Source organism: uncultured Tenacibaculum sp. (genome assembly GCF_947495995.1).
Taxonomy (GTDB): Bacteria; Bacteroidota; Bacteroidia; order Flavobacteriales; family Flavobacteriaceae; genus Polaribacter.
This window is the reverse complement of the sequence record NZ_CANMAX010000002.1, coordinates 123,412-143,949: the sequence shown is the minus strand read 5'-3', so window position 1 is coordinate 143,949 and position 20,538 is coordinate 123,412. Positions and strand designations below refer to the sequence as shown.

Sequence of the window (20,538 nt, the reverse complement as noted above, 5' to 3'; positions counted from 1 at the left end):
ATTTAAGCCTGAATAATAAAAATAGCAGGTCTTTTATGTAAATCTATCTTCTCCGTTTTCCATTTACTTACAGGAAACGTTTTAATATATTCAGAAGGTAAAGAGATATCACAAGCTACACACAATTGCGTATTCGATTGTAGTGTAGCTTTTAAATCTTCAAGCATTTTGTTATTACGATATGGAGTCTCAATGAACAACTGAGATTGTTCTTTATCTCGAGATAGCTTCTCTAACTCCTTTATTTTTCGTTTTCTATCAGATTTATCAATAGGTAAATACCCATTAAAAGCAAAATTTTGTCCGTTTAATCCAGAAGACATTATAGCCATCAATATTGATGAAGGACCAACTAATGGAATTACTTGTATACCTTTTTCGTGAGCTTGCTTTATAACTGTAGCGCCAGGATCAGCAACACCAGGAACTCCAGCTTCAGAAAGTATTCCTACAGAAATACCTTCATCACAAACATCTAAATAGTTTCTAGTTTCTAACTCATGAGAATATTTATCAATCATCATAAAGTTCAATGATGCCTGAGATTTATTCGGAGTGATTTTTTTGATATATCTTCTTGCTGTTTTTTCGTTTTCAACAATGAAATAATCTAATCTTTCAATAACCTTTTTTACAGATATTGGCATTACCTCAAGAGGTTCAGTATCTCCAAGTGTTGTAGGAATTAAGTACAGTTTACCAATCATAATTATTGAATTTTAGAAGCTATTACTTCGCAAGCTTGATCTAACATATTATAAACATTCAAAAAGCCTTGATCTCCTCCGTAGTAAGGATCTGGAACATTTAAATTTTCATTAGGAAAAGACTCATTTAAAATCATCTTAACCTTATTACGATCGTTATCGTTCCTAGATAAATGCAATATATTATCATAATTACTACGATCCATTGCATAAATCAAATCAAACTCATCAAAATCTTTAACTGTGAATTTTCTTGATCTTTGATCTGTGATATCTAAACCATTAATTCTAGCTATAGCTATAGATCTTTGGTCTGGTAACTCACCACTATGGTGGCCAGATGTACCTGCAGAATCTATAAAATGCTCAGCACTTAATTTAGATTTTAATATACCTTCTGCTAATGGCGAACGGCAAATATTACCTAAACAAACCATTAGTATGTTCATAGTAAAATTATTAGAATGTTAATTTCTTAGTTAAGTCTTCTACGTACTTTCTAAATTGCTTATCTGTTTCAGTCAAGTTATCAACTGTTTTACAAGCATGTAAAACCGTAGCGTGATCTCTCTGTCCAATCTGACTTCCTATACTTGCCAAAGAAGACTTAGTCATTCTTTTTGCAAAATACATAGCTAATTGACGAGCCTGAACTACATGACGTTTTCTTGTTTTAGATTGTAACGTAGCTACGTCCATATCAAAATACTTAGAAACAACTTTTTGAATGTAATCAATAGAAACTTCTTTCTTCGTATTCTTAACAAACTTATCTACAATTTGTCTTGCTAATTCTAATGTAAACTCTCTTCTATTAAAAGAAGCTTGTGCAATCATAGAGATAATTACTCCTTCTAATTCTCTTACATTAGATTTTACATTTTTAGCAATATACTCAACGATTTCTTCTGGCATTTCTACACCATCTCTAAACAGCTTTTTCTGTAAGATAGAAATTCTAGTTTCGTAATCAGGACTTTGTAATTCTGCTGAAAGTCCCCATTTAAAACGAGATAATAGACGTTGTTCAATGTCTTGCATATCAACAGGTGCCTTATCAGAAGTCAAAATTACCTGTTTACCATTTTGATGTAAATGATTAAAAATATGGAAGAACACATCCTGTGTACCAGCTTTACCTGATAAGAATTGTACATCATCAATAATTAACACATCAATCATTTGATAGAAATGAATAAAGTCATTTCTAGTATTAGATTTTACAGAATCTATAAATTGTTGCGTAAATTTTTCTGACGAAATATATAAAACAGTTTTATCTGGATATTTGTCTTTAATATCAACTCCAATAGCATGAGCTAAGTGAGTTTTACCTAACCCTACTCCACCATATATTAACAATGGATTAAAAGAAGTTCCTCCTGGCTTATTTGCTACAGCCATACCTGCTGATCTTGCCAGCCTGTTTGAATCACCTTCTATAAAATTGTCGAAGTTATAATTTGGGTTTAATTGAGACTCTATCTTAACCTTTTGTAATCCTGGAATTACGAAAGGATTTTTTAGTTCTCTTTTAGTTTCTAAAGGTACAGTAACTTTCTGCGGCTTTAATGGATTTCTGTTAGCACTTGGTATTTTAACAATTTGCGGATTGTTACTACTGTAAGTGTTTTCCATACGAACGTCATATATCAGTTTCGCATGTTCTCCTAGTTCACGAACTAAAGCTACTCTTAATAACTTTATATAGTGTTCTTCTAACCATTCGTAAAAGAATTTACTAGGTACCTGAATTGTTAATGCCTCTCCCGATAACTTGACAGGTTTTATGGGCTCAAACCAAGTTTTATAGGCTTGAGGCTTAATATTGTCCTTTATGAAAGACAGGCAATTCAACCATACTAATTCAGCTGTTTTATTCATGTAAGCTCTTCAGAAAATTTTTTGTTCCTCATTCTAAAAAATGAGAAAAATAATGTTAAAAATCCTTCAATTATGGACGCACAAAAGTGTGAATAAATTTCAGTAAAAAAAAATCAATTTGGTATTGATTTTTATTTTTTTTTTATGTAAGATTAGTTTCAAATAATTACATAAAAATTTTGTCTGAACATTACTCAAACATTAGAGTCCGATATGCCGAAACAGATCAAATGGGGGTCGTTTATCACGGTAATTATGCGCAATATTTTGAAATTGGTAGAACAGAGTGGCTTCGATCATTGGGGGTCACATACAAATGTATGGAAAAAAGCGGAATAATGCTTCCAGTAATTTCTTTAAATTGTCATTTCAAAAAATCTGCGCTTTACGATGACGTGTTAACAATTAAAACGATTTTGAAAAAAACTCCAACTGTTAAAATTGAATTCAATTATGAAATAACGAATGAAAAACAGGAATTATTATGTTCGGGAAATACAACTTTAGCTTTTATTGATATGAAAACTAAAAGACCGACTCGTTGTCCGGATTATATACTAGAAAAAATACAAACAATTAAAACTTAAAACAACCAAGTTATACTTAATGAAAATATATACTAAAACAGGAGATAAAGGAACCACTGCTCTATTTGGTGGTACTCGAGTTCCTAAAGATCATTTAAGAATAGAAAGTTACGGTACAGTAGATGAATTAAATTCTTACATTGGATTGATTCGTGATCAAGAAGTTGATGAAATCACTCGTAACTCTTTATTAAAGATACAAGATGAACTTTTTACTGTTGGAGCCATGTTAGCAACTCCACCAGAAAAAGAAACTTTAAAAAACGGGAAAGAACGTTTGAATATTCCAAAGGTTAATAATGAAACTATTACTTTTTTGGAAACGGAAATGGATAGAATGAATGATTTATTGCCACCTATGACTCACTTTGTGTTACCTGGCGGGCATCAGACTGTGTCATTCTGTCATATTGCACGTTGTGTGTGTAGAAGGGCTGAGCGTTTATCTGTGGCATTAAGTCATCAAGAAGAGGTAAATTCGAACGTATTAATGTATTTGAACCGACTATCTGACTACCTTTTTGTGTTGGCACGAAAGTTGTCGAAAGATCTACAAGCTGATGAGGTTAAATGGATACCTACTAAGCTTTAAACTAGGTTCTTTTTTTTATTGAATTCAGATTTTTAAGAAAAAACTTGACTTTCTCAGTTTAAATTTTATTTTTGCAGAAAACTAAAAAACAGATTTAGAAATGTATTGGACACTTGAATTAGCATCTTATTTGGCTGATGCACCTTGGCCAGCAACTAAAGACGAATTAATTGATTATGCAATTCGTACTGGTGCTCCACTAGAGGTAGTAGAAAATTTACAAGATATTGAAGATGAAGGAGAAATCTACGACTCTATTATAGAGATATGGCCTGATTACCCAACCGAAGAAGATTATCTTTGGAATGAAGATGAATATTAACATCAAATAATAAACTTAAAAGTCTCATTAGAGGCTTTTTTTTTGCTTACTTTTAAGCAACAACATAGATCAACTTATAAATGAAGTAACACTTCTTTTTAAAACCGTTTAATAATGAGCATTTTAAACTCAATTATAAAAATATTTGTAGGAGATAAACAACAAAAAGATTTAAAGAAACTCCAACCTATCATAAATAGCATTAAAGCTTTCGAAGATGATTTATCGAAATTAACTAACGATGAATTAAGAGCGAAAACTTTAGAGTTTAAATCTAAAATTAGCGACGCTACTCTTTCTTTCGAAGAACAAATCATCGAATTAGAAAAAGAAGCTAAAACAGCTGATATAGACAGACAAGAAGCTATCTATACACAAATCGATAAACTTAAAGACGATGCTTACGAAGCTTCTGAAAAGGTTTTAAAAGATATTATGTCTGAAGCTTTTGCTGTTGTTAAAGAAACTGCTAAACGTTTCGCTGCAAATGAATCAATTGAGGTTAATGCCACACCTTTTGATAGAGAGTTATCTGCAACAAGAGAACATATTGTTTTAGATGGAGATAAAGCTATTTGGGCAAATACTTGGGACGCTTCAGGAAAAGAAGTTACTTGGGATATGATTCATTACGATGTTCAGTTAATCGGTGGATCTGTTTTACATGGTGGTAAAATTGCAGAAATGATGACTGGAGAAGGTAAAACTTTGGTTTCTACTTTACCTGTTTATTTAAATGCTTTAACAGGAAAAGGTGTTCACGTAGTAACAGTAAATGACTACTTAGCAAAACGTGACCGCGCTTGGATGGCTCCTATCTTTGAATTCCATGGTTTATCTACAGACTGTATCGATTTCCATCAACCGAATTCAGAAGAAAGAAGAAAAGCTTACAACGCAGATATCACTTACGGAACAAACAATGAATTTGGTTTCGATTATTTACGTGATAACATGGCTTCTTCTAAAGAAGATTTAGTACAACGTGCTCCTAATTATGCGATTATTGATGAGGTTGATTCTGTTTTAATTGATGATGCTCGTACTCCATTAATTATTTCTGGTCCGATTCCTCAAGGTGATATTCACGAATTCAACGAATTAAAACCTTTAGTATCAGATTTAGTATCATTACAAAGTAAATATTTAGTAGGAGTTTTATCTGAAGCTAAAAAGTTATTAAAAGAAGGTGATACTAAAGAAGGTGGTTTCCTTTTACTGAGAGTTTATAGAGGTTTACCTAAAAATAAGGCTTTAATTAAATTCTTATCTCAAGAAGGAATCAGACAAATTCTTCAGAAAACAGAAAACTTCTACATGCAGGATAATAACAAATTAATGCCTGAGGTAGATGCTGAATTATGGTTTACAATTGAAGAAAAAAATAATCAGATTAACTTAACTGACAAAGGTGTTGGTCATTTATCTGAAAGAACTCAAAACAATACATTCTTCGTTTTACCAGATATCAGTATTAAAGTTTCTGAAATTGAGAACAGTGAAAATACTCCAGAAGAGAAAGCTACTTTAAAAGAAGAATTATACAGAGACTTTAGTGTAAAAAGTGAACGTATTCATACTATGAATCAACTTTTAAAAGCATATACTTTATTCGAAAAAGATGTTGAATATGTTGTAGTTGATAATAAAGTAATGATTGTTGATGAGCAAACAGGACGTATCATGGATGGTCGTCGTTACTCAGATGGTTTACACCAAGCAATTGAAGCTAAAGAAAACGTAAAAATTGAGGACGCTACTCAAACTTTTGCTACAGTAACATTACAGAACTACTTCAGAATGTATCGTAAACTTTCTGGTATGACAGGTACTGCTGTAACTGAAGCTGGAGAATTCTGGGAAATCTATAAGTTAGATGTTGTTGAAATCCCAACAAACAGACCAATCGCTCGTGATGATAGAGAAGATTTATTATATAAAACTACTCGTGAAAAATATAATGCCGTAATTGACGAAATTGTAAAATTAGTTGGAGAAAACAGACCTGTGCTAGTTGGTACAACTTCTGTAGAAATTTCTGAATTATTAGGTAGAATGCTGAAGATGCGTAAGATTTCTCATAATATCTTAAACGCAAAATTACATAAGAAAGAAGCCGATATTGTTGCTGAAGCTGGTAAACCTGGTCAAGTAACAATCGCAACTAACATGGCTGGTCGTGGTACCGATATTAAATTATCAGATGAAGTTAAAGCTGCTGGTGGTTTAGCAATTATTGGTACAGAACGTCACGATTCTCGTCGTGTAGACCGTCAGTTACGTGGTCGTGCTGGTCGTCAAGGAGATGTTGGATCGTCACAATTCTTCGTTGCACTAGACGACAACTTAATGCGTTTATTTGGTTCTGATCGTATCGCTAAAGTTATGGATAGGTTAGGATTAAAAGAAGGTGAAGTAATTCAAGATAGAATGGTTACTAAATCTATCGAAAGAGCACAGAAAAAAGTTGAGGAAAACAATTTTGGTATTCGTAAGCGTTTATTAGAATATGATGATGTAATGAATGCACAACGTGAGTTTGTTTATAAACGTCGTCGTCATGCATTAGACGGAAAACGTTTACAAATTGATATCGCAAATATGATTTACGATACTTGTGATGCAGTTGTTCGTCAGAATAAATTAACGAAAGATTTCCAAAACTTCGAGTTCGAATTAATTCGTTTCTCTTCGATGACTTCTCCTTTCACAGAAGATCAATTCAACGCTAAGCCTGAGCAAGAATTAATCGATGAGTTATACAAAATCGTTACAGAAAACTATAAAGCAGATGCTGATAGAAATGCAACTCAAGTTTATCCAGTAATTAAAAATGTTTTTGAAAACGAAGGTGATCGTTATGAGCGTATTGTAGTTCCTTTTACTGACGGAACAAAAACATTACGTGTTGTAACTAACTTAAAAGAAGCATACGAATCTGAAGGTAAATCATTAGTAAACGATTTTGAAAAGAACATCACTTTAGCAATAATTGATGAAAATTGGAAAGATCATTTACGTAAAATGGATGAATTAAAGCAAACTGTTCAAAATGCAACATACGAGCAAAAAGATCCATTATTAGTATATAAGTTTGAAGCTTTTGAATTGTTCCAACAAACAATTGATAAAGTTAATAAAGAGGTATTATCATTCTTATTTAAAGGAAAACTTCCTCAAGAGGATGAATCTCAAATTTCTGAAGCTCAAGAACAAAAAAGAGAGCAATTAGATTTACGTAAAGACGAAGTTCAAAATTCTACTCAACAAGCAATAAGCAATGCTCGTCAGCAACAAACTCAAGAACAACAAGCAGTAGAAACTGTCGTACGTGAACAACCAAAAATTGGTCGTAACGAAAGAGTTACCATTAAAAATGTAATGTCTGGTGAAGAGAAAGAAGTTAAATACAAACAAGCCATTCCTTTATTAGAACAAGGTACTTGGGTATTATACAACAAGTAGAAATAAAAACATACATAGTAAAAAACACAGAAGGTTTCTTCTGTGTTTTTTTGTTTACAGTAATTTTACAATGTTTACTTTATTTTGAAGTTAGACTAACAATCAATTAATTAAGGGTTTACGATTTAACTGTACTTAAACTATAAATTAGTACAAATTAATTTAACCTCTTCTCTATTCTACCGATACAGAAGATTAGTCAAACTTTAAGATGAAAAAAAGTAAGCGTCGTAAATTAGATATTGCTGTAATATCAGATGTGCATTTAGGTACATTTGGTTGTAGAGCTACAGAGCTTAACAATTATCTAAAAACCATTAATCCTAAAATATTAATCTTAAATGGTGATATTATAGATATATGGCAGTTTAAAAAACGTTACTTCCCAAAAGCACATATGAAAGTCATTCGTCAGTTAATGAACTTTATTACCTCTGGAACTAAAGTTTATTATATTACAGGAAACCATGATGAAATGCTTAGAAAGTTTAGAGGATTCACATTAGGAAGCTTTGAAATTGTAAATAAGATTGTTTTAGATATTGATGGTAAAAAAGGATGGTTTTTCCATGGTGATGTTTTTGATGTTACTATGCAACACTCTAAATGGCTTGCAAAACTTGGTAGTGTTGGTTACGATTTTCTAATCATGTTAAATACTGCTGTAAACTGGATTAGCGAAGCTTTAGGCTACAATAGATTGTCTTTTAGTAAAAAGATAAAGAATAGTGTAAAAAGTGCTGTAAAATTCATTAATGACTTTGAAACTACTGCTGCAGAAATAGCAATTGATAGTGAATACGATTATGTAGTTTGCGGACATATACATCAACCTGAAATGCGAGTTATTGAAAATGAAAAGGGTAAAACCACATATTTAAATTCTGGTGATTGGATTGAAAACTTAACCGCATTAGAATACAACAACAAAGAATGGAAGTTGTATGAATATGAAAAAGACGATTTAGCTAAAAAAGTACCAAATAACATCGAAGTAAATGATGTAGAATTAATACGAGCTGAAAAATCAAACAGTCAGCTTTTTGAAGGTTTATTAGAAGAGTTTAACATTCAAAAATTTTCTAAATAACTATGAAGATTTTATACGCAATTCAAGGAACTGGTAATGGTCATGCCAGTAGAGCTTTAGAAGTAGTCCCTCACTTACAAAAAAGAGCTGAAGTAGATATTTTAGTTAGTGGATATCAATGTGAATTACAATTTCCCTTTGAAATTAAGTACAAAATGTATGGACTTAGTTTTATTTTCGGAAAAAAAGGTGGAGTTGATTTACTCGAAACATTAAAAAAATCAAAATTCCGTAATCTTTGGAAAGAAGTAAAATCTTTACCTGTTAAAGATTATGATTTAGTAATTAACGATTTCGAACCAGTTTCTGCTTGGGCTTGTAAATTAAGAAATGTTCCTATCATTTCTCTTAGTCATCAAAATGCAGTTGCAGATGAAAATGCGCCTAAATACGGAAGTAAGTTCAAACTAGAACGCTTCATTTTAAAATATTACGCACCTGCTAAAAACAGATTTGGTTTTCATTTTAAAACGTATTCTTCTGCTACTTTCCTACCAATCATCAGAAAAGAAATTCGTTATAAAAACATTACCAATAAAGGACATTATACTGTTTATCTTCCTGCTTATGGCGATAAGAAGTTAATCAAAATGTTATCGCAGTTTAAAACAACGAAATGGGAAATTTTTTCAAAACATACCAATCAATTTCAACTTCATAATAACATTATCATCAGACCAATTGACGGTAAAGAATTTATTAAAAGTATTGCTTCTTCTAGTGGTATTTTATGTGGAGCTGGATTTGAAACACCTGCTGAAGCTTTATATTTAAGAAAAAAGCTAATGGTAATTCCTATGAAAAATCAGTACGAACAACAATGCAATGCACTTGCTTTAAAAGAAATGGGAATTCCTGTTTTAAAAAAATTAAGTAAAAAGCAATTGCCTAAGATCGAAAAGTGGCTAAAATCAAAGTCGATAGTAGAAGTTAGATATCCAGATGTAACCGAAGATATTTTAGATGCAATAACATTACCTTACTACAACGAAACTGTTTTATCTGAAATCAGTATTATTTAAATAATATTCTAATTACCAATCAATCGTAGAAAGACCTTTCTCTTTTAAAATTGTATTGGTTTGTGAAAAATGTTTATTTCCAAACCAATACCCACGATTGGCACTTAGCGGAGATGGATGTCCAGATTCTAAAACATGATGCTTTTTTTTATCAATTTTCTTCCCTTTTTTCTTTGCAAAACCTCCCCAAAGTAAAAAGATTACGTCAGAACATTCTTCAGAAATTTTACTAATTACTGCATCTGTAAATTCTTCCCATCCTTTCTTTTGATGACTTCCTGCTTCGTGAGCTCTAACAGTTAGTGTTGCATTTAACAATAACACACCTTGTTTTGCCCATCTAGATAAATCTCCTGATTTTGGATACGGAATATTTACATCTGTTTCTAATTCTTTAAAGATGTTGATTAAAGAAGGAGGATGTGCAATGCCATCATGAACTGAAAAACATAGACCGTTAGCTTGACCAACTCCATGATATGGATCTTGCCCAATAATAACAACTTTTATGTCATTAAAATCACAATAATCAAATGCAGCAAAAATATCGTTTCCTTTAGGATAACATGTGTGATTTTGGTATTCCACTTTAATAAAGTTTAGCAATTCTGAAAAATATGGCTTTTCAAATTCCTCATGTAAAATATGTTTCCAGCTTTCAGCAATATTTACTTGCATTCTTATTATTTTTGTGCTCTCAAAAATAGCGATTTTGAAACACAATATTTCAGAAAAAACATTACAAGATTTAGAATTCAATTCAGTTTTAGAACAAGTATCTGAATTTAGCATTACTTCATTAGGAAAAGAAAATGTTTTAAAAGTAAAACCTTTTCAGAACAATGAAGAGCTTTTGTTTGAATTACAATTGGTTAATGAATATTTGAGTTCTTTTGAAAATGAAAATAGAATTCCTAATCATGGATTTGATAATATTTCAGAGTTTAGTAAACGTTTAGCTATAGAAAACAGCTACTTAGATCCTGAAGCATTTTTAAAAATTGCCACTGTAACAAGCACAGTAAATGAACAGAAGAAATTTTTAAAGAAATTTAAAGACTACTACCCTAACCTATTTGAACTTAGTGAAGATATTGAGTATACTACTTATGTATCAGACGCTATTCAGAAAATTATTTTACCGCACGGAGAAATTATGAATAATGCTTCTCCTACGTTAAAACAATTACGAAAAGATATTAATCATGTTCGTGGTAAAATTTCTGAGAGTTTTTCTAAGGCTTTAAGTAGTAGTATTAATAACGGATATTTAGATGATATAAAAGAAAGTATTATCGATAACCAACGTGTATTAGCTGTTATTGCAATGCACCGTAGAAAGGTTAAAGGTAGTTTACTTGGCTCTTCTAAATCTGGAAATATCGTTTATATTGCTCCGCAAGCAACATTGGCATATAGTAGAGAATTACAGAATTTATTGTACGAAGAAAAACAAGAAATTGTTAAAATACTTCGAACTTTAGCTGATGAAATTAGACCTTTTACACCTTTATTAGAAGCTTATCTTACTTTCTTAATTCATTTAGATGTAATTGCTTCTAAAGCGAAATACGCAAAAGAAATTAATGGTTTATTACCTAGAATCACTACTAATAAAAGAGTGTATTTAAGAGATGCTTATCATCCTGTTTTATGGAGAAAAAATGCAGCTCAAGGAATTGAGACTATTTCGCAAACTATAGAGCTTAATGAAAAGCAACAAATTATAGTAATTTCTGGTCCGAATGCTGGTGGAAAAAGTATTACGTTAAAAACGATAGGATTATTACAAGTAATGCTACAAAGTGGAATTTTAATTCCGGTTCATGAGCGAAGTGAAACTTCTATTTTCGGAACTATTCTTACTGATATTGGAGATAATCAATCTATAGAAAATCAATTAAGTACGTATAGTTATCGTTTAAAAAACATGCGTTACTTCCTAAGAAAATGTAACGAAAACACATTATTCTTAATTGATGAATTTGGAACAGGTTCTGACCCTGAATTAGGAGGTGCTTTAGCAGAAATTTTCTTAGAGGAATTTTACGAGAAAAAATCTTTCGGAATTATCACTACGCATTATGCGAATTTAAAAGTATTGGCTAACGAACTTGAAAATGTTACGAATGCCAACATGCAATTTAATGAGCGCACTTTAGAACCAATGTACAAACTATTTGTTGGTCAAGCTGGTAGTTCATTTACATTTGAAGTAGCTCAGAAAAACGGAATTCCATATAGTTTAATCAACAGAGCTAAAAAGCGTGTAGAAAGCGAAAAAGTTCGTTTAGATAAAACTATTTCTAAGCTTCAGAAAGAACGAAATAGACTTCAAAAAACATCTGATAATTTAGAGAAACAAAAATCTAAAGGTCAAGAACACATTGAAAGTCTTCAAGAAAAAGAACAACGAATTCAAGAGAAATTAGAAGGTTTTCAAGAATTATACGATAACAATCAACGTATGTTATCTTTAGGAAGAAAACTAAATGAATTACTGAATAAATACTTTCAGACTAATAATAAGAAAGAGTTATCAGTTAACTTTTTTAAATGGGTAGCTTCGGAAAAGACAAAATACACAAAGAAGAATCCGCCTAAAAAGAAAACAAAACAAGAAAAAGCTAAGGATAAAGCCACTGAAGCAAAACAAAAAGAAGCGATTAAAAAAGTAGAACAAGAAGTACTAAAAAAGGTAGTTGAAGTTCGAAAAGAGAAAAAAGTAGAAGCGCAAAAAGAAGCTAAAGCTAGAGCTGAATATGTTTATAAAATTGGTGATCGCGTTCGTTTAATCGATGGTAATTCTGTAGGAACTATTGATAAAATTGAAAAGAAGAATGCTTTTATAAACTATGGTCTTTTCACGACAAAAACATCTTTAGATAAAATAGAATTAGTAGAAAAAGCGAAGAAAAAATAATTTTAAAAACTCAAAAAACTTAATTTAGAAGTAACCTTTTACTATGAACAACTAAAAGTAGGTTACTTCTTTTTTATTTTTAACTAATCTTCAAATACATTTCTTCGCTTTAATTTTAAAGATTGTACACAAATCTAAACGTAATAAATCGAGGCTGAATAAACGTTTCTGAGCTAAACACAGAAAAGTTATTTGCATTGTTTCGCACTTGAGAATCGATATCTAATAAATTCGTTGCTTTGATTTCATATTCCCATTGTGCATCGTTATTTTTTCTATATGACAATGTTGCATTCCAATTTTGAAAAGATTGAGAGTTTCCGTCATCAGAACTCTGATTTGTATATGAATAATCTGTTCTAAACGTAATAGATTTCCATATATAAGCATCAAACTCTATCGAAGGCGAATTGGTAACAAATGTTGTTTTTCTACTTCCTTGAATATTATTAGACACACTGTAACGATATCTCAAATTAACATTCGGAGCTTTTAAATAATTAGTTCTTATCGATGGATTGTACGTTTGCACGTAACGTTCGTTTAACGACTGTATTCCTTGAATAAATTGATTGATTTTACTGTAGTTTAAACCTGTGCTGAAACTGGCTCTAATTTTACCAAACGTTTTTTGTATTCTTCCGAAAATACTTGCATTTTCATCAGCAAAATTTGAATTAAAAAATGTACTAGTTCTAATTACATTCTCGAAATTGGTTAAACTTCTAATTTGATCTATATTCTTAGAATACGAAGCTCTGGCAAAAATGTTTGTGTAGTTAAATAAATTGAAACTACTGTAAAACAAACTCAAATTATGAGACAAAGCATTTTGTAATTCAGGTTCTCCAAACTGAATGTTATTAAAGTTATTTAACACCAATCCTTCAGCTAATCGGGTTACATCAGTAAACTGATTTCTCATTTCATATCTAAACGTTAAGGCTTCACTTTTCTTGAACTGAATTCGTGTTTCAAAATCGGGTAACACTCTAAAGAAACCTTCATCATATTCAACTCCAAATTGCGTATTACTATTCCCGTAAGCATGTAAAGAAAATCCTGGAGTTATAGTAAATATTCCTTTTTTAACTCGGTAATGCACACCTAAATAAACATCACTAAAATTGTAAGTCACGTCATTTCCTAACTTACCGTCGTTTATAGTTGGTGTCGGGTTAAAAGTGGAACCGTCATTTAAAAACTGAAATACATCTGAGTTGAATTCTTGCGAACTAATAATTGTTCCAAAAGTGAAATTTATATTACTCTTAGAATTAATCAAATTGTAATAATCTAGTTTTGCATCTAATTGATTTGATTTAATTCTTCTATTTTGATTGATATTGTAGTTATCTTGAACTGTATCGAAACCTAAAGCTCCTGCAGTATTGTCAAACGGATCTGTAGTGCTTGATGTATTTGTAACAATTGCATTGTAAAAAGGATCTTCATTCTTAATTAAATGCTGTGCTTCTAAAGCGAAAATATTGTTTTCGTCTAGTGTGTAATAGTAATTCAAATTCTGATTGATACTATACGGAGAAACTTCATCTAACTGTGTTGTTGTTCCAATTACAGATGAAATCTGATCTTGCTCTTGTTGATCTTTAGAAACTCGGGCTAGAATATCGTAATCCACCTGATTATTTACATTTGGCTTATAGGATGCACTCAATTTAAGTAAACCTTGATCTGATCGTTCTACTGTTGATTGATCTGTAGCTTCATCTGGAATTCCTAATTCCTTATTCGTATACTGAACAAAACTAGTTTCTCTCGACAAAATTTTACTGTTGTTGTAAACTAAAAATCCGCTTAAATCTAATGTCGATTTTGGAGAATAACTAAAATTTGCAGTGGCTAATCTATTTTCTATTTTTTGAGCATTATTCTGACTCGTTAGAAAGTTTAAACTATTATCTCCCAAATTAATACTCGTTCCACTACTCCTACTTGGTGATCTAAATCCGCCGCCAAAACCTCTTATATCTCTTCGGTTTAAAGCGACTTCACCAATATTATTTACATCTCCAATAAAATTAATACTGTATTTCGGACTATAATAGAATAGCTTCGGCTGAACAACATACAATTCTTCATCTGGCGATTTTCCTCCACCAACAGTAACATTACCAAACCAAAAGTTCTCCTTTCCTTTTTTGAGTTTAATGTTTAAAGCAACATTATCTTGGTTGTTGGTTACACTTCGTAGTTGACCAACTTCTGCATAGTTTCGTAAAACCTGAATTTTATCTACTGCTTTAGAAGGAATATTTTTTGTAGCCAATTTGGTATCTCCATCAAAGAAATCTTTTCCGTTAACCATTAATTTATTTACCACTTTCCCTTCAACTTCAATTTGTCCGTCTTCATTAATTTCAACTCCGGGAAGTTTTTCTAAAACATCTTCCAACTTCCGTTCGGTTCCGTTTTTAAAAGAATCGGCATTGTAAATTAATGTGTCACCTTTAATGGTAACTGGCATTTCGTAAGTAATCTCAACTTCATCTAAAGAGTTATCTGGCTTTAAGATAAAATCTCTTTTAATGTTTACATCTTTAACCTGAACAATTTCTTCAAAGGTTTTCATACCGATGTAACTAATCTGAATCTTGTATGATTTATTTTTTGAAAGTTTTAATGAAAATTTTCCTTTCGTATCAGTAATTCCGTAAGATTCTAGAACCTTAGTTGTTTGATTTATAGCGATAATATTAGCCAAATCTAATGGATTGTTAAGTGTATCTTTTACAATGCCTTCCAGTTTAACTTGACCAAAAGAACTACTGATTAACGAAAAGAAAAATAGAATACATAATTTTTTCATGAGTGTATAATTAAAGTATGAATACAGTTATTACCTTCTTCTTCTACCTCTATTATTTCTCATTTCCATCATCTTACCTCGAATGGTTTCTTGGTAAGCTACTTTTGTTATTTCTTTACCTTTACCAGGTGCTTCTATTTCTATTTTATCCTTAGGATTCATTATTACTTTAGAACATAACATTACTTTATCTCCAGTACTTACTTCTAATATCAATCCTGGTAATCCCCAAAATTCTCCTGGTCCATGACTAACAGGAATTTGCGGTGTATACCAAGCCTCAACTTCTGTCATTTGAATTTTTGGTGTTTCTGTATTTCCTAAAGAATCTTTTTTAGGTTGCGCCTTTCTTAAATCACTCCAAGAAAAATTATACCACGTTAATTCTTTTGTAGGAATCGAAGCGGTTGCTTTCATACATAAGTAATTTCCTATTTTTTTTGATTCTGATCCTATTTTCCATTGAATCTTTTGAAGTTGATCTTTTACTAAAAAACGTTTCCCATAGAATTCTTGACTTTGAATCAATTCGTTTGATTGTATGTTTTTATATTGATCTCCAGGTGAGAAATTCTTTCCCCAAGAATCTGTTGCTCCAGAGATAGCATCTATTTTTTCTTCTTCTTTAAAGAAAGATTCTTTTCTATTGAATGTTAACACATATTCTTTTTCTAATCTATTTTTAAGTCTAGCTTTTATCTGTTTCTTTTGCATTTCGCTCATCTTAGCTCCCCATCTCCCAAGCTCTAATGTGGCTTTAGAAAAGTAAATTGCTTTACCTTGAAAGTCTTTTGATTCTGGCTTTGTAAAACCTAAAACTAAAATGATAGCTAATAATTTAAAAAGTACTGATTTCATGACGTATAGTTAGTTTTGTTTAACAAATATAGAAAAACAATGAACAATTAATTCTTTTTTTATTAAAGTTTTAACAGTCTTTGTGTTAAAGTACAGGAAGATGTGTAATTTTTTAAGGATAGATTGAAATAGTCTATATTCGTAAAAATATCTCTGAAAATGGAAGAATCAACTAAAACTGAATCAAAAAATTGGATACAACGTTTAAAGGAAGAAAGCTGGGAAGCTGAATTACTGGTTTCTGCAGTTGCCATTTTTGGTACTTTTAAACTTTTTGGAATTATAGGTTGGATAACTAATAAGTTTATAGACATTATTAATCCTGATTTATATTTCTCTGCTTACATGGTTGTATTCTTTGGTTTATTTGCTATAAGCATTTTGGCTTCTATGTTTGTTATCCATTTCTTTTTAAGAGCTTATTGGATAGGTTTGGTTGGTTTAAATTCTGTTTTTCCTGATTACAGTATAGAGGATAGTGCATACTCTAAAATTTACACCGAAAAGATGTTAGGTATTTTACCTAAACTAAAAGATTCAATAGAAAAAGTAGATGAATTATGTAGTGTAATTTTTTCTGTTGCCTTTACCTTCTTATTAATATATTCCTACTTTTCTTTAATGGCAAGTGTTTACATCTTAGCATATAATGCCTTTTCAGATACAGTTCCTTCTATTTACTTACTAATACCACTTTATGTATTGGGAATTATGTTTTTCACGCAAATATTCCTTTCTATTTACGCCAATTTAAAATCAAATAGAGAAAAATACGAGCTTCAAGATTTTACTTTTAAAATAAACAAATTCGTTTCTATGATTAGTTTTGGACCATTGTACAAATCAATCATGCAAGTAAGTATGATTTTTGGTTCAAACTTTAAAAAGAAAAGAAGATTAGCCTTTTTAATGTTAGCCTTTTTATTTAGTGGAGCATTTGCTTCTTTATATCAAGTCTCAGAAACAAATATTATTTATTTAATTAAACCCAAAAAATACTTTAATAATAATTTAATTCGTCCTGTTTTTTATCAAGACACTAATGCTGAAAACACTTATTTAATCGGACCAGAAATTGCATCAGAAAAAATAGATAGTAAATTATTTAAAATATTTATTCCTCTATTTACTTATGAAAATAGATTACGTAGAAAACTTTGTAACTATACTAGTGAAGATTTAAAAAAAGGAAATAAGAGTGAAATTCTACAAAATTGTTACAAAACTTATGTTACAGTAAAGGTAAATGGGAAAAAAATTACTACTCCTAATTACATAAGACAAATGCATCATAGAACAGATCAATTTGGTATTGTAACTTATATAAATACTGAGGATTTAACAATGGGACAACATCAAATTTCTGTACAAAAAGGAGATGATAAAGAATGGGTAATTCCGTTTTTTTTAGAAAAATAGACAGACTTGTCTATTTTTTATATATCTTTGTCATGTGAAACGAAATGTAAGACAACATATTATAGAAACTGCTTCTACTCTATTCTATAGAAATGGTTATAATTCTACAGGTATTAATGAGATTATAGCTGAATCTGGAATAGCTAAAGCTACTTTATACAATCACTTTAAATCTAAAGAAGATATTTGTTTGGCTTACTTACAATACAAACACCACAAATTTACACATGATATAAAAGCGTTTTGTACATCTCAAAATGAAGGAAAAAAACAAGTCTTGGCTGTATTCGACTTTTTAAGTTTGTTTTTTAAAGAAAAGGATTTTAACGGATGTTGGTGTATAAAAACTGTTTCAGAAATTCCGAAAGAAAACGAAAGAATACGTAACGAGATTCAAAAACAAAAGAAAGAGTTAATTTCTTTTATTGCGAATCTTATCCAAGAAAACTTAGAGATTTTATCTCTAGAGGAATCAGATATTCTAGCTAAACAAATTTATTTATTATATGAAAGCGCTGTAGCTGAAAGCCATTTACATCAAAATGATTGGCCTATTGCACAGGCTAAAGGAATATGTGAAAAAATTATTTAAAAAATTTTACAACAATAAAGACAGACTTGTCTGTTCATTAAAAACAATTAAAATTAAATATTATGGGAAGTTTTAACAACAAAGTAGCCATCGTAGTTGGTGGTACAAGCGGAATCGGTTATGCAACAACATTACAACTTTTAAATGAAGGAGCTACAGTTCATATTGTAGGTAGAAGCATTGATAAAGTTAGTGACCAAGAAAACTTGGTGAAACATAAAATTGATATTACTGATAAATCTTCAGTATCAAGTTTAATAGAAAAAATAGCTAGTTTAGATAATGTAGATTATTTAGTTAACGCTTCTGGTATTTTCGGACCAAAACCTTTCTTAGATCATACCGTTGAAGATTACGATTCTTATTTAGATTTAAACCGAGGTTTCTTCTTCATTACTCAAGCAGCAGCTAAAAAAATGAAAGAAACAAATGGAGGTTCAATTGTTAATGTAGGATCTATGTGGGCAAAACAAGCTGTTAAAGCGACTCCTTCTTCTGCTTATTCTATGCAAAAGGCGGGATTACATTCTTTAACTCAACATTTAGCGATGGAATTGGCGGATCACAATATTAGAGTAAATGCTGTATCTCCAGCTGTAGTTCAAACTCCTGTATATCATGGTGTTTTTGGTAGTAAAGATGCTGCTGATGAAGCTTTAGAAGGATTCAATGCTTTTCATCCAATTGGTAGAAACGGATTAGCAGACGATGTTGCAAACAGTATCACTTTTTTATTGTCTGATAAGTCTTCTTGGGTAACTGGTGCTATTTGGGATGTTGATGGTGGTGTAATTGCTGGTAGAAACTAATTAAAGAGATTTAGTATGCATTTAAGTATTAAAGAATTATTTTCTAAACTTGGTAGTCTAGGTAAGAAATCACCAAAATCTATGGAAGCTTTTCAACAATTTGATAAAGTTGCAATGGAAGACGGTGCCATACCAGCAAAGTATAAAGAGTTAATTGCATTAGGTGTAGCATTGACAACACAGTGTGTCTATTGCCTTGAAATTCATAAAGAAAAAGCTAAAAAAGCTGGGGCAACTCAAGAAGAAATCGCTGAAGTTACTTTTGTTGCTGCTGCTTTAAGAGCAGGTGCTGCTGTAACTCACGGCACTCATATTATAGACTAAAAAATTAAGGTTAAGCTAGTATATTAGCTTAACCTTTTTTATGTATTAGATGAATAAAGAAATTATAATAATCGGAAGTGGATTATCTGGATTATCTACAGCTTATTTCCTGAAGAAAAAAGGATATTCTGTACAAATTTTAGAAGCTAATTCTAGAATTGGTGGAAGAATTTACACTAAAAAAACTCACAATGCAGATCTTGAATTAGGGGCAACTTGGCTGTGGAAATACAACACTAGCTTATTAGAACTATGTAAAGAACTAAACATAAAATTATTTGAACAAAAAATGGATGGTGATGCATTATTCGAAGCCATGAGTGCTCATCCTCCACAACGTTTTAATTTACCCGAAAATCAAGAAATTAGTTATCGTATTGCTAGCGGTACTACTACAATACTAGAGAAACTTGTAGAAGAAATTGGTGAAGATTGTCTTTTATTAAATGAAAGAATTGTTGCTATTGAAGATAATACGAATAATTTAATAGTAAAATCTGAGACTAAAGAGTTCACTGCTGATAGAGTTATTTGCACTATACCTCCTAGATTATTAATAAATACAATTGAGTTTTCTCCATCATTGCCTGTTGAACTTAAATCTATAGCTAATCAGACTCATACTTGGATGAAGGATTCTATAAAGTTTGCTGTGGTTTTTGATACTCCTTTCTGGAGGAAAAACGGACTTTCTGGTGTCGGTTTTAGTAATGTTGGTCCGTTTACAGAATTATACGATCATTGTACTGTACAAGAAAATGGTTTTGCTCTGATAGGATTTTTAAATGGTGGATTAGCAGAGTTAAGTAAACAACAAAGAGAAACTAAGGTGATTCAGCAACTTAAAAAGTTCTTTGGTGATCTAGTAAACAATTACATATGCTATGATGAAAAAGTTTGGAAAAAAGAACAATTCACCACATTAAAAGACAATCAATTTATATTTCCACATCAAAATAACGGTCATGAAATATATCAAAATGCTTTTATGGATGGTAAGTTTTATATATCTGGTACAGAAACTTCAAAAGTTTATGGTGGGTATATGGAAGGTGCAGTAAGAAGAGCTATTGAGATTTCTCAACACATAATAAAAGACTGATTTAAAAAATTA

At 30.9% G+C, this 20,538-nt stretch carries 18 protein-coding genes; 12 read left to right on the top strand and 6 right to left on the bottom strand.

Going from position 1 to position 20,538, the window contains the following annotated elements:
- Positions 1-2 precede the first annotated feature (2 nt).
- From Q1A15_RS05705 to dnaA, 3 genes are read right to left on the bottom strand one after another with little or no spacing between them, the layout of a single operon-like run.
- Positions 3-707 carry an SAM-dependent methyltransferase gene (locus Q1A15_RS05705; RefSeq protein ID WP_299620175.1) on the bottom strand — a complete coding sequence of 235 codons (705 nt, stop codon included), beginning with the start codon at positions 705-707 and terminating at the stop codon, positions 3-5.
- Between the two features lie 2 nt (positions 708-709).
- Complete coding sequence (locus Q1A15_RS05700) at positions 710-1,156, bottom strand: low molecular weight protein-tyrosine-phosphatase (RefSeq protein WP_299620172.1); 447 nt, start codon at positions 1,154-1,156, stop codon at positions 710-712.
- Between the two features lie 10 nt (positions 1,157-1,166).
- Entirely contained in the window at positions 1,167-2,591 is a 1,425-nt protein-coding gene (gene dnaA, locus Q1A15_RS05695) for a chromosomal replication initiator protein DnaA (protein WP_299620169.1), read from the bottom strand.
- Positions 2,592-2,770: 179 nt separating this feature from the next.
- Here dnaA and Q1A15_RS05690 point away from each other — a divergent pair, with 179 nt between their 5' ends.
- The 6 genes from Q1A15_RS05690 (at position 2,771) to Q1A15_RS05665 (ending at position 9,669) form a co-directional block, all read left to right on the top strand.
- On the top strand, positions 2,771-3,178 hold the full coding sequence (locus tag Q1A15_RS05690; RefSeq protein WP_299620166.1) for a thioesterase family protein: 408 nt from the start codon (positions 2,771-2,773) through the stop codon (positions 3,176-3,178).
- A 19-nt stretch (positions 3,179-3,197) separates the two neighbouring features.
- The gene (locus tag Q1A15_RS05685) at positions 3,198-3,770 is read left to right on the top strand and encodes a cob(I)yrinic acid a,c-diamide adenosyltransferase (RefSeq protein WP_299620163.1); all 573 of its coding nucleotides are present in this window, start codon (positions 3,198-3,200) and stop codon (positions 3,768-3,770) included.
- Positions 3,771-3,870: 100 nt separating this feature from the next.
- Positions 3,871-4,092, top strand: coding sequence for a DUF2795 domain-containing protein (locus Q1A15_RS05680; RefSeq protein WP_100924424.1), 222 nt, complete (start codon positions 3,871-3,873; stop codon positions 4,090-4,092).
- A 114-nt stretch (positions 4,093-4,206) separates the two neighbouring features.
- Positions 4,207-7,557: a preprotein translocase subunit SecA gene (gene secA, locus Q1A15_RS05675; RefSeq protein ID WP_299620150.1), complete on the top strand. Its 3,351-nt coding sequence runs from the start codon at positions 4,207-4,209 to the stop codon at positions 7,555-7,557.
- A gap of 211 nt (positions 7,558-7,768) precedes the next feature.
- Entirely contained in the window at positions 7,769-8,647 is an 879-nt protein-coding gene (locus Q1A15_RS05670; RefSeq protein ID WP_299620147.1) for a UDP-2,3-diacylglucosamine diphosphatase, read from the top strand.
- Positions 8,648-8,649: 2 nt separating this feature from the next.
- Positions 8,650-9,669 (top strand): glycosyltransferase family protein, encoded by a 1,020-nt coding sequence (locus tag Q1A15_RS05665; protein WP_299620144.1) that lies wholly within the window; start codon positions 8,650-8,652, stop codon positions 9,667-9,669.
- Between the two features lie 12 nt (positions 9,670-9,681).
- Here the strand turns inward: Q1A15_RS05665 and ung are convergent, their stop codons facing one another.
- On the bottom strand, positions 9,682-10,347 hold the full coding sequence (ung, locus tag Q1A15_RS05660; protein ID WP_299620141.1) for a uracil-DNA glycosylase: 666 nt from the start codon (positions 10,345-10,347) through the stop codon (positions 9,682-9,684).
- A 34-nt stretch (positions 10,348-10,381) separates the two neighbouring features.
- On the opposite strand from ung, the gene Q1A15_RS05655 reads away from it, so the two are divergent.
- A complete protein-coding gene (locus tag Q1A15_RS05655; protein WP_299620138.1) occupies positions 10,382-12,592 on the top strand; it encodes a DNA mismatch repair protein MutS in 2,211 nt (736 codons plus the stop codon).
- Between the two features lie 115 nt (positions 12,593-12,707).
- On the opposite strand, the gene Q1A15_RS05650 is transcribed toward Q1A15_RS05655, so the two are convergent.
- Positions 12,708-15,422, bottom strand: coding sequence for a carboxypeptidase-like regulatory domain-containing protein (locus Q1A15_RS05650; RefSeq protein ID WP_299620135.1), 2,715 nt, complete (start codon positions 15,420-15,422; stop codon positions 12,708-12,710).
- 30 nt (positions 15,423-15,452) lie between these two features.
- Positions 15,453-16,280: a GLPGLI family protein gene (locus tag Q1A15_RS05645; RefSeq protein ID WP_299620132.1), complete on the bottom strand. Its 828-nt coding sequence runs from the start codon at positions 16,278-16,280 to the stop codon at positions 15,453-15,455.
- 159 nt (positions 16,281-16,439) lie between these two features.
- Between Q1A15_RS05645 and Q1A15_RS05640 the strand changes: the two genes are divergently transcribed.
- The 5 genes from Q1A15_RS05640 (at position 16,440) to Q1A15_RS05620 (ending at position 20,526) form a co-directional block, all read left to right on the top strand.
- Positions 16,440-17,699 (top strand): hypothetical protein, encoded by a 1,260-nt coding sequence (locus Q1A15_RS05640; RefSeq protein WP_299620129.1) that lies wholly within the window; start codon positions 16,440-16,442, stop codon positions 17,697-17,699.
- Positions 17,700-17,733: 34 nt separating this feature from the next.
- On the top strand, positions 17,734-18,291 hold the full coding sequence (locus tag Q1A15_RS05635) for a TetR/AcrR family transcriptional regulator (protein ID WP_299620126.1): 558 nt from the start codon (positions 17,734-17,736) through the stop codon (positions 18,289-18,291).
- Between the two features lie 62 nt (positions 18,292-18,353).
- Positions 18,354-19,100: an SDR family oxidoreductase gene (locus Q1A15_RS05630; RefSeq protein WP_299620123.1), complete on the top strand. Its 747-nt coding sequence runs from the start codon at positions 18,354-18,356 to the stop codon at positions 19,098-19,100.
- 15 nt (positions 19,101-19,115) lie between these two features.
- Positions 19,116-19,424 (top strand): carboxymuconolactone decarboxylase family protein, encoded by a 309-nt coding sequence (locus tag Q1A15_RS05625; RefSeq protein WP_299620120.1) that lies wholly within the window; start codon positions 19,116-19,118, stop codon positions 19,422-19,424.
- Between the two features lie 49 nt (positions 19,425-19,473).
- Positions 19,474-20,526, top strand: coding sequence for an FAD-dependent oxidoreductase (locus Q1A15_RS05620; protein ID WP_299620117.1), 1,053 nt, complete (start codon positions 19,474-19,476; stop codon positions 20,524-20,526).
- Positions 20,527-20,538 lie beyond the last annotated feature (12 nt).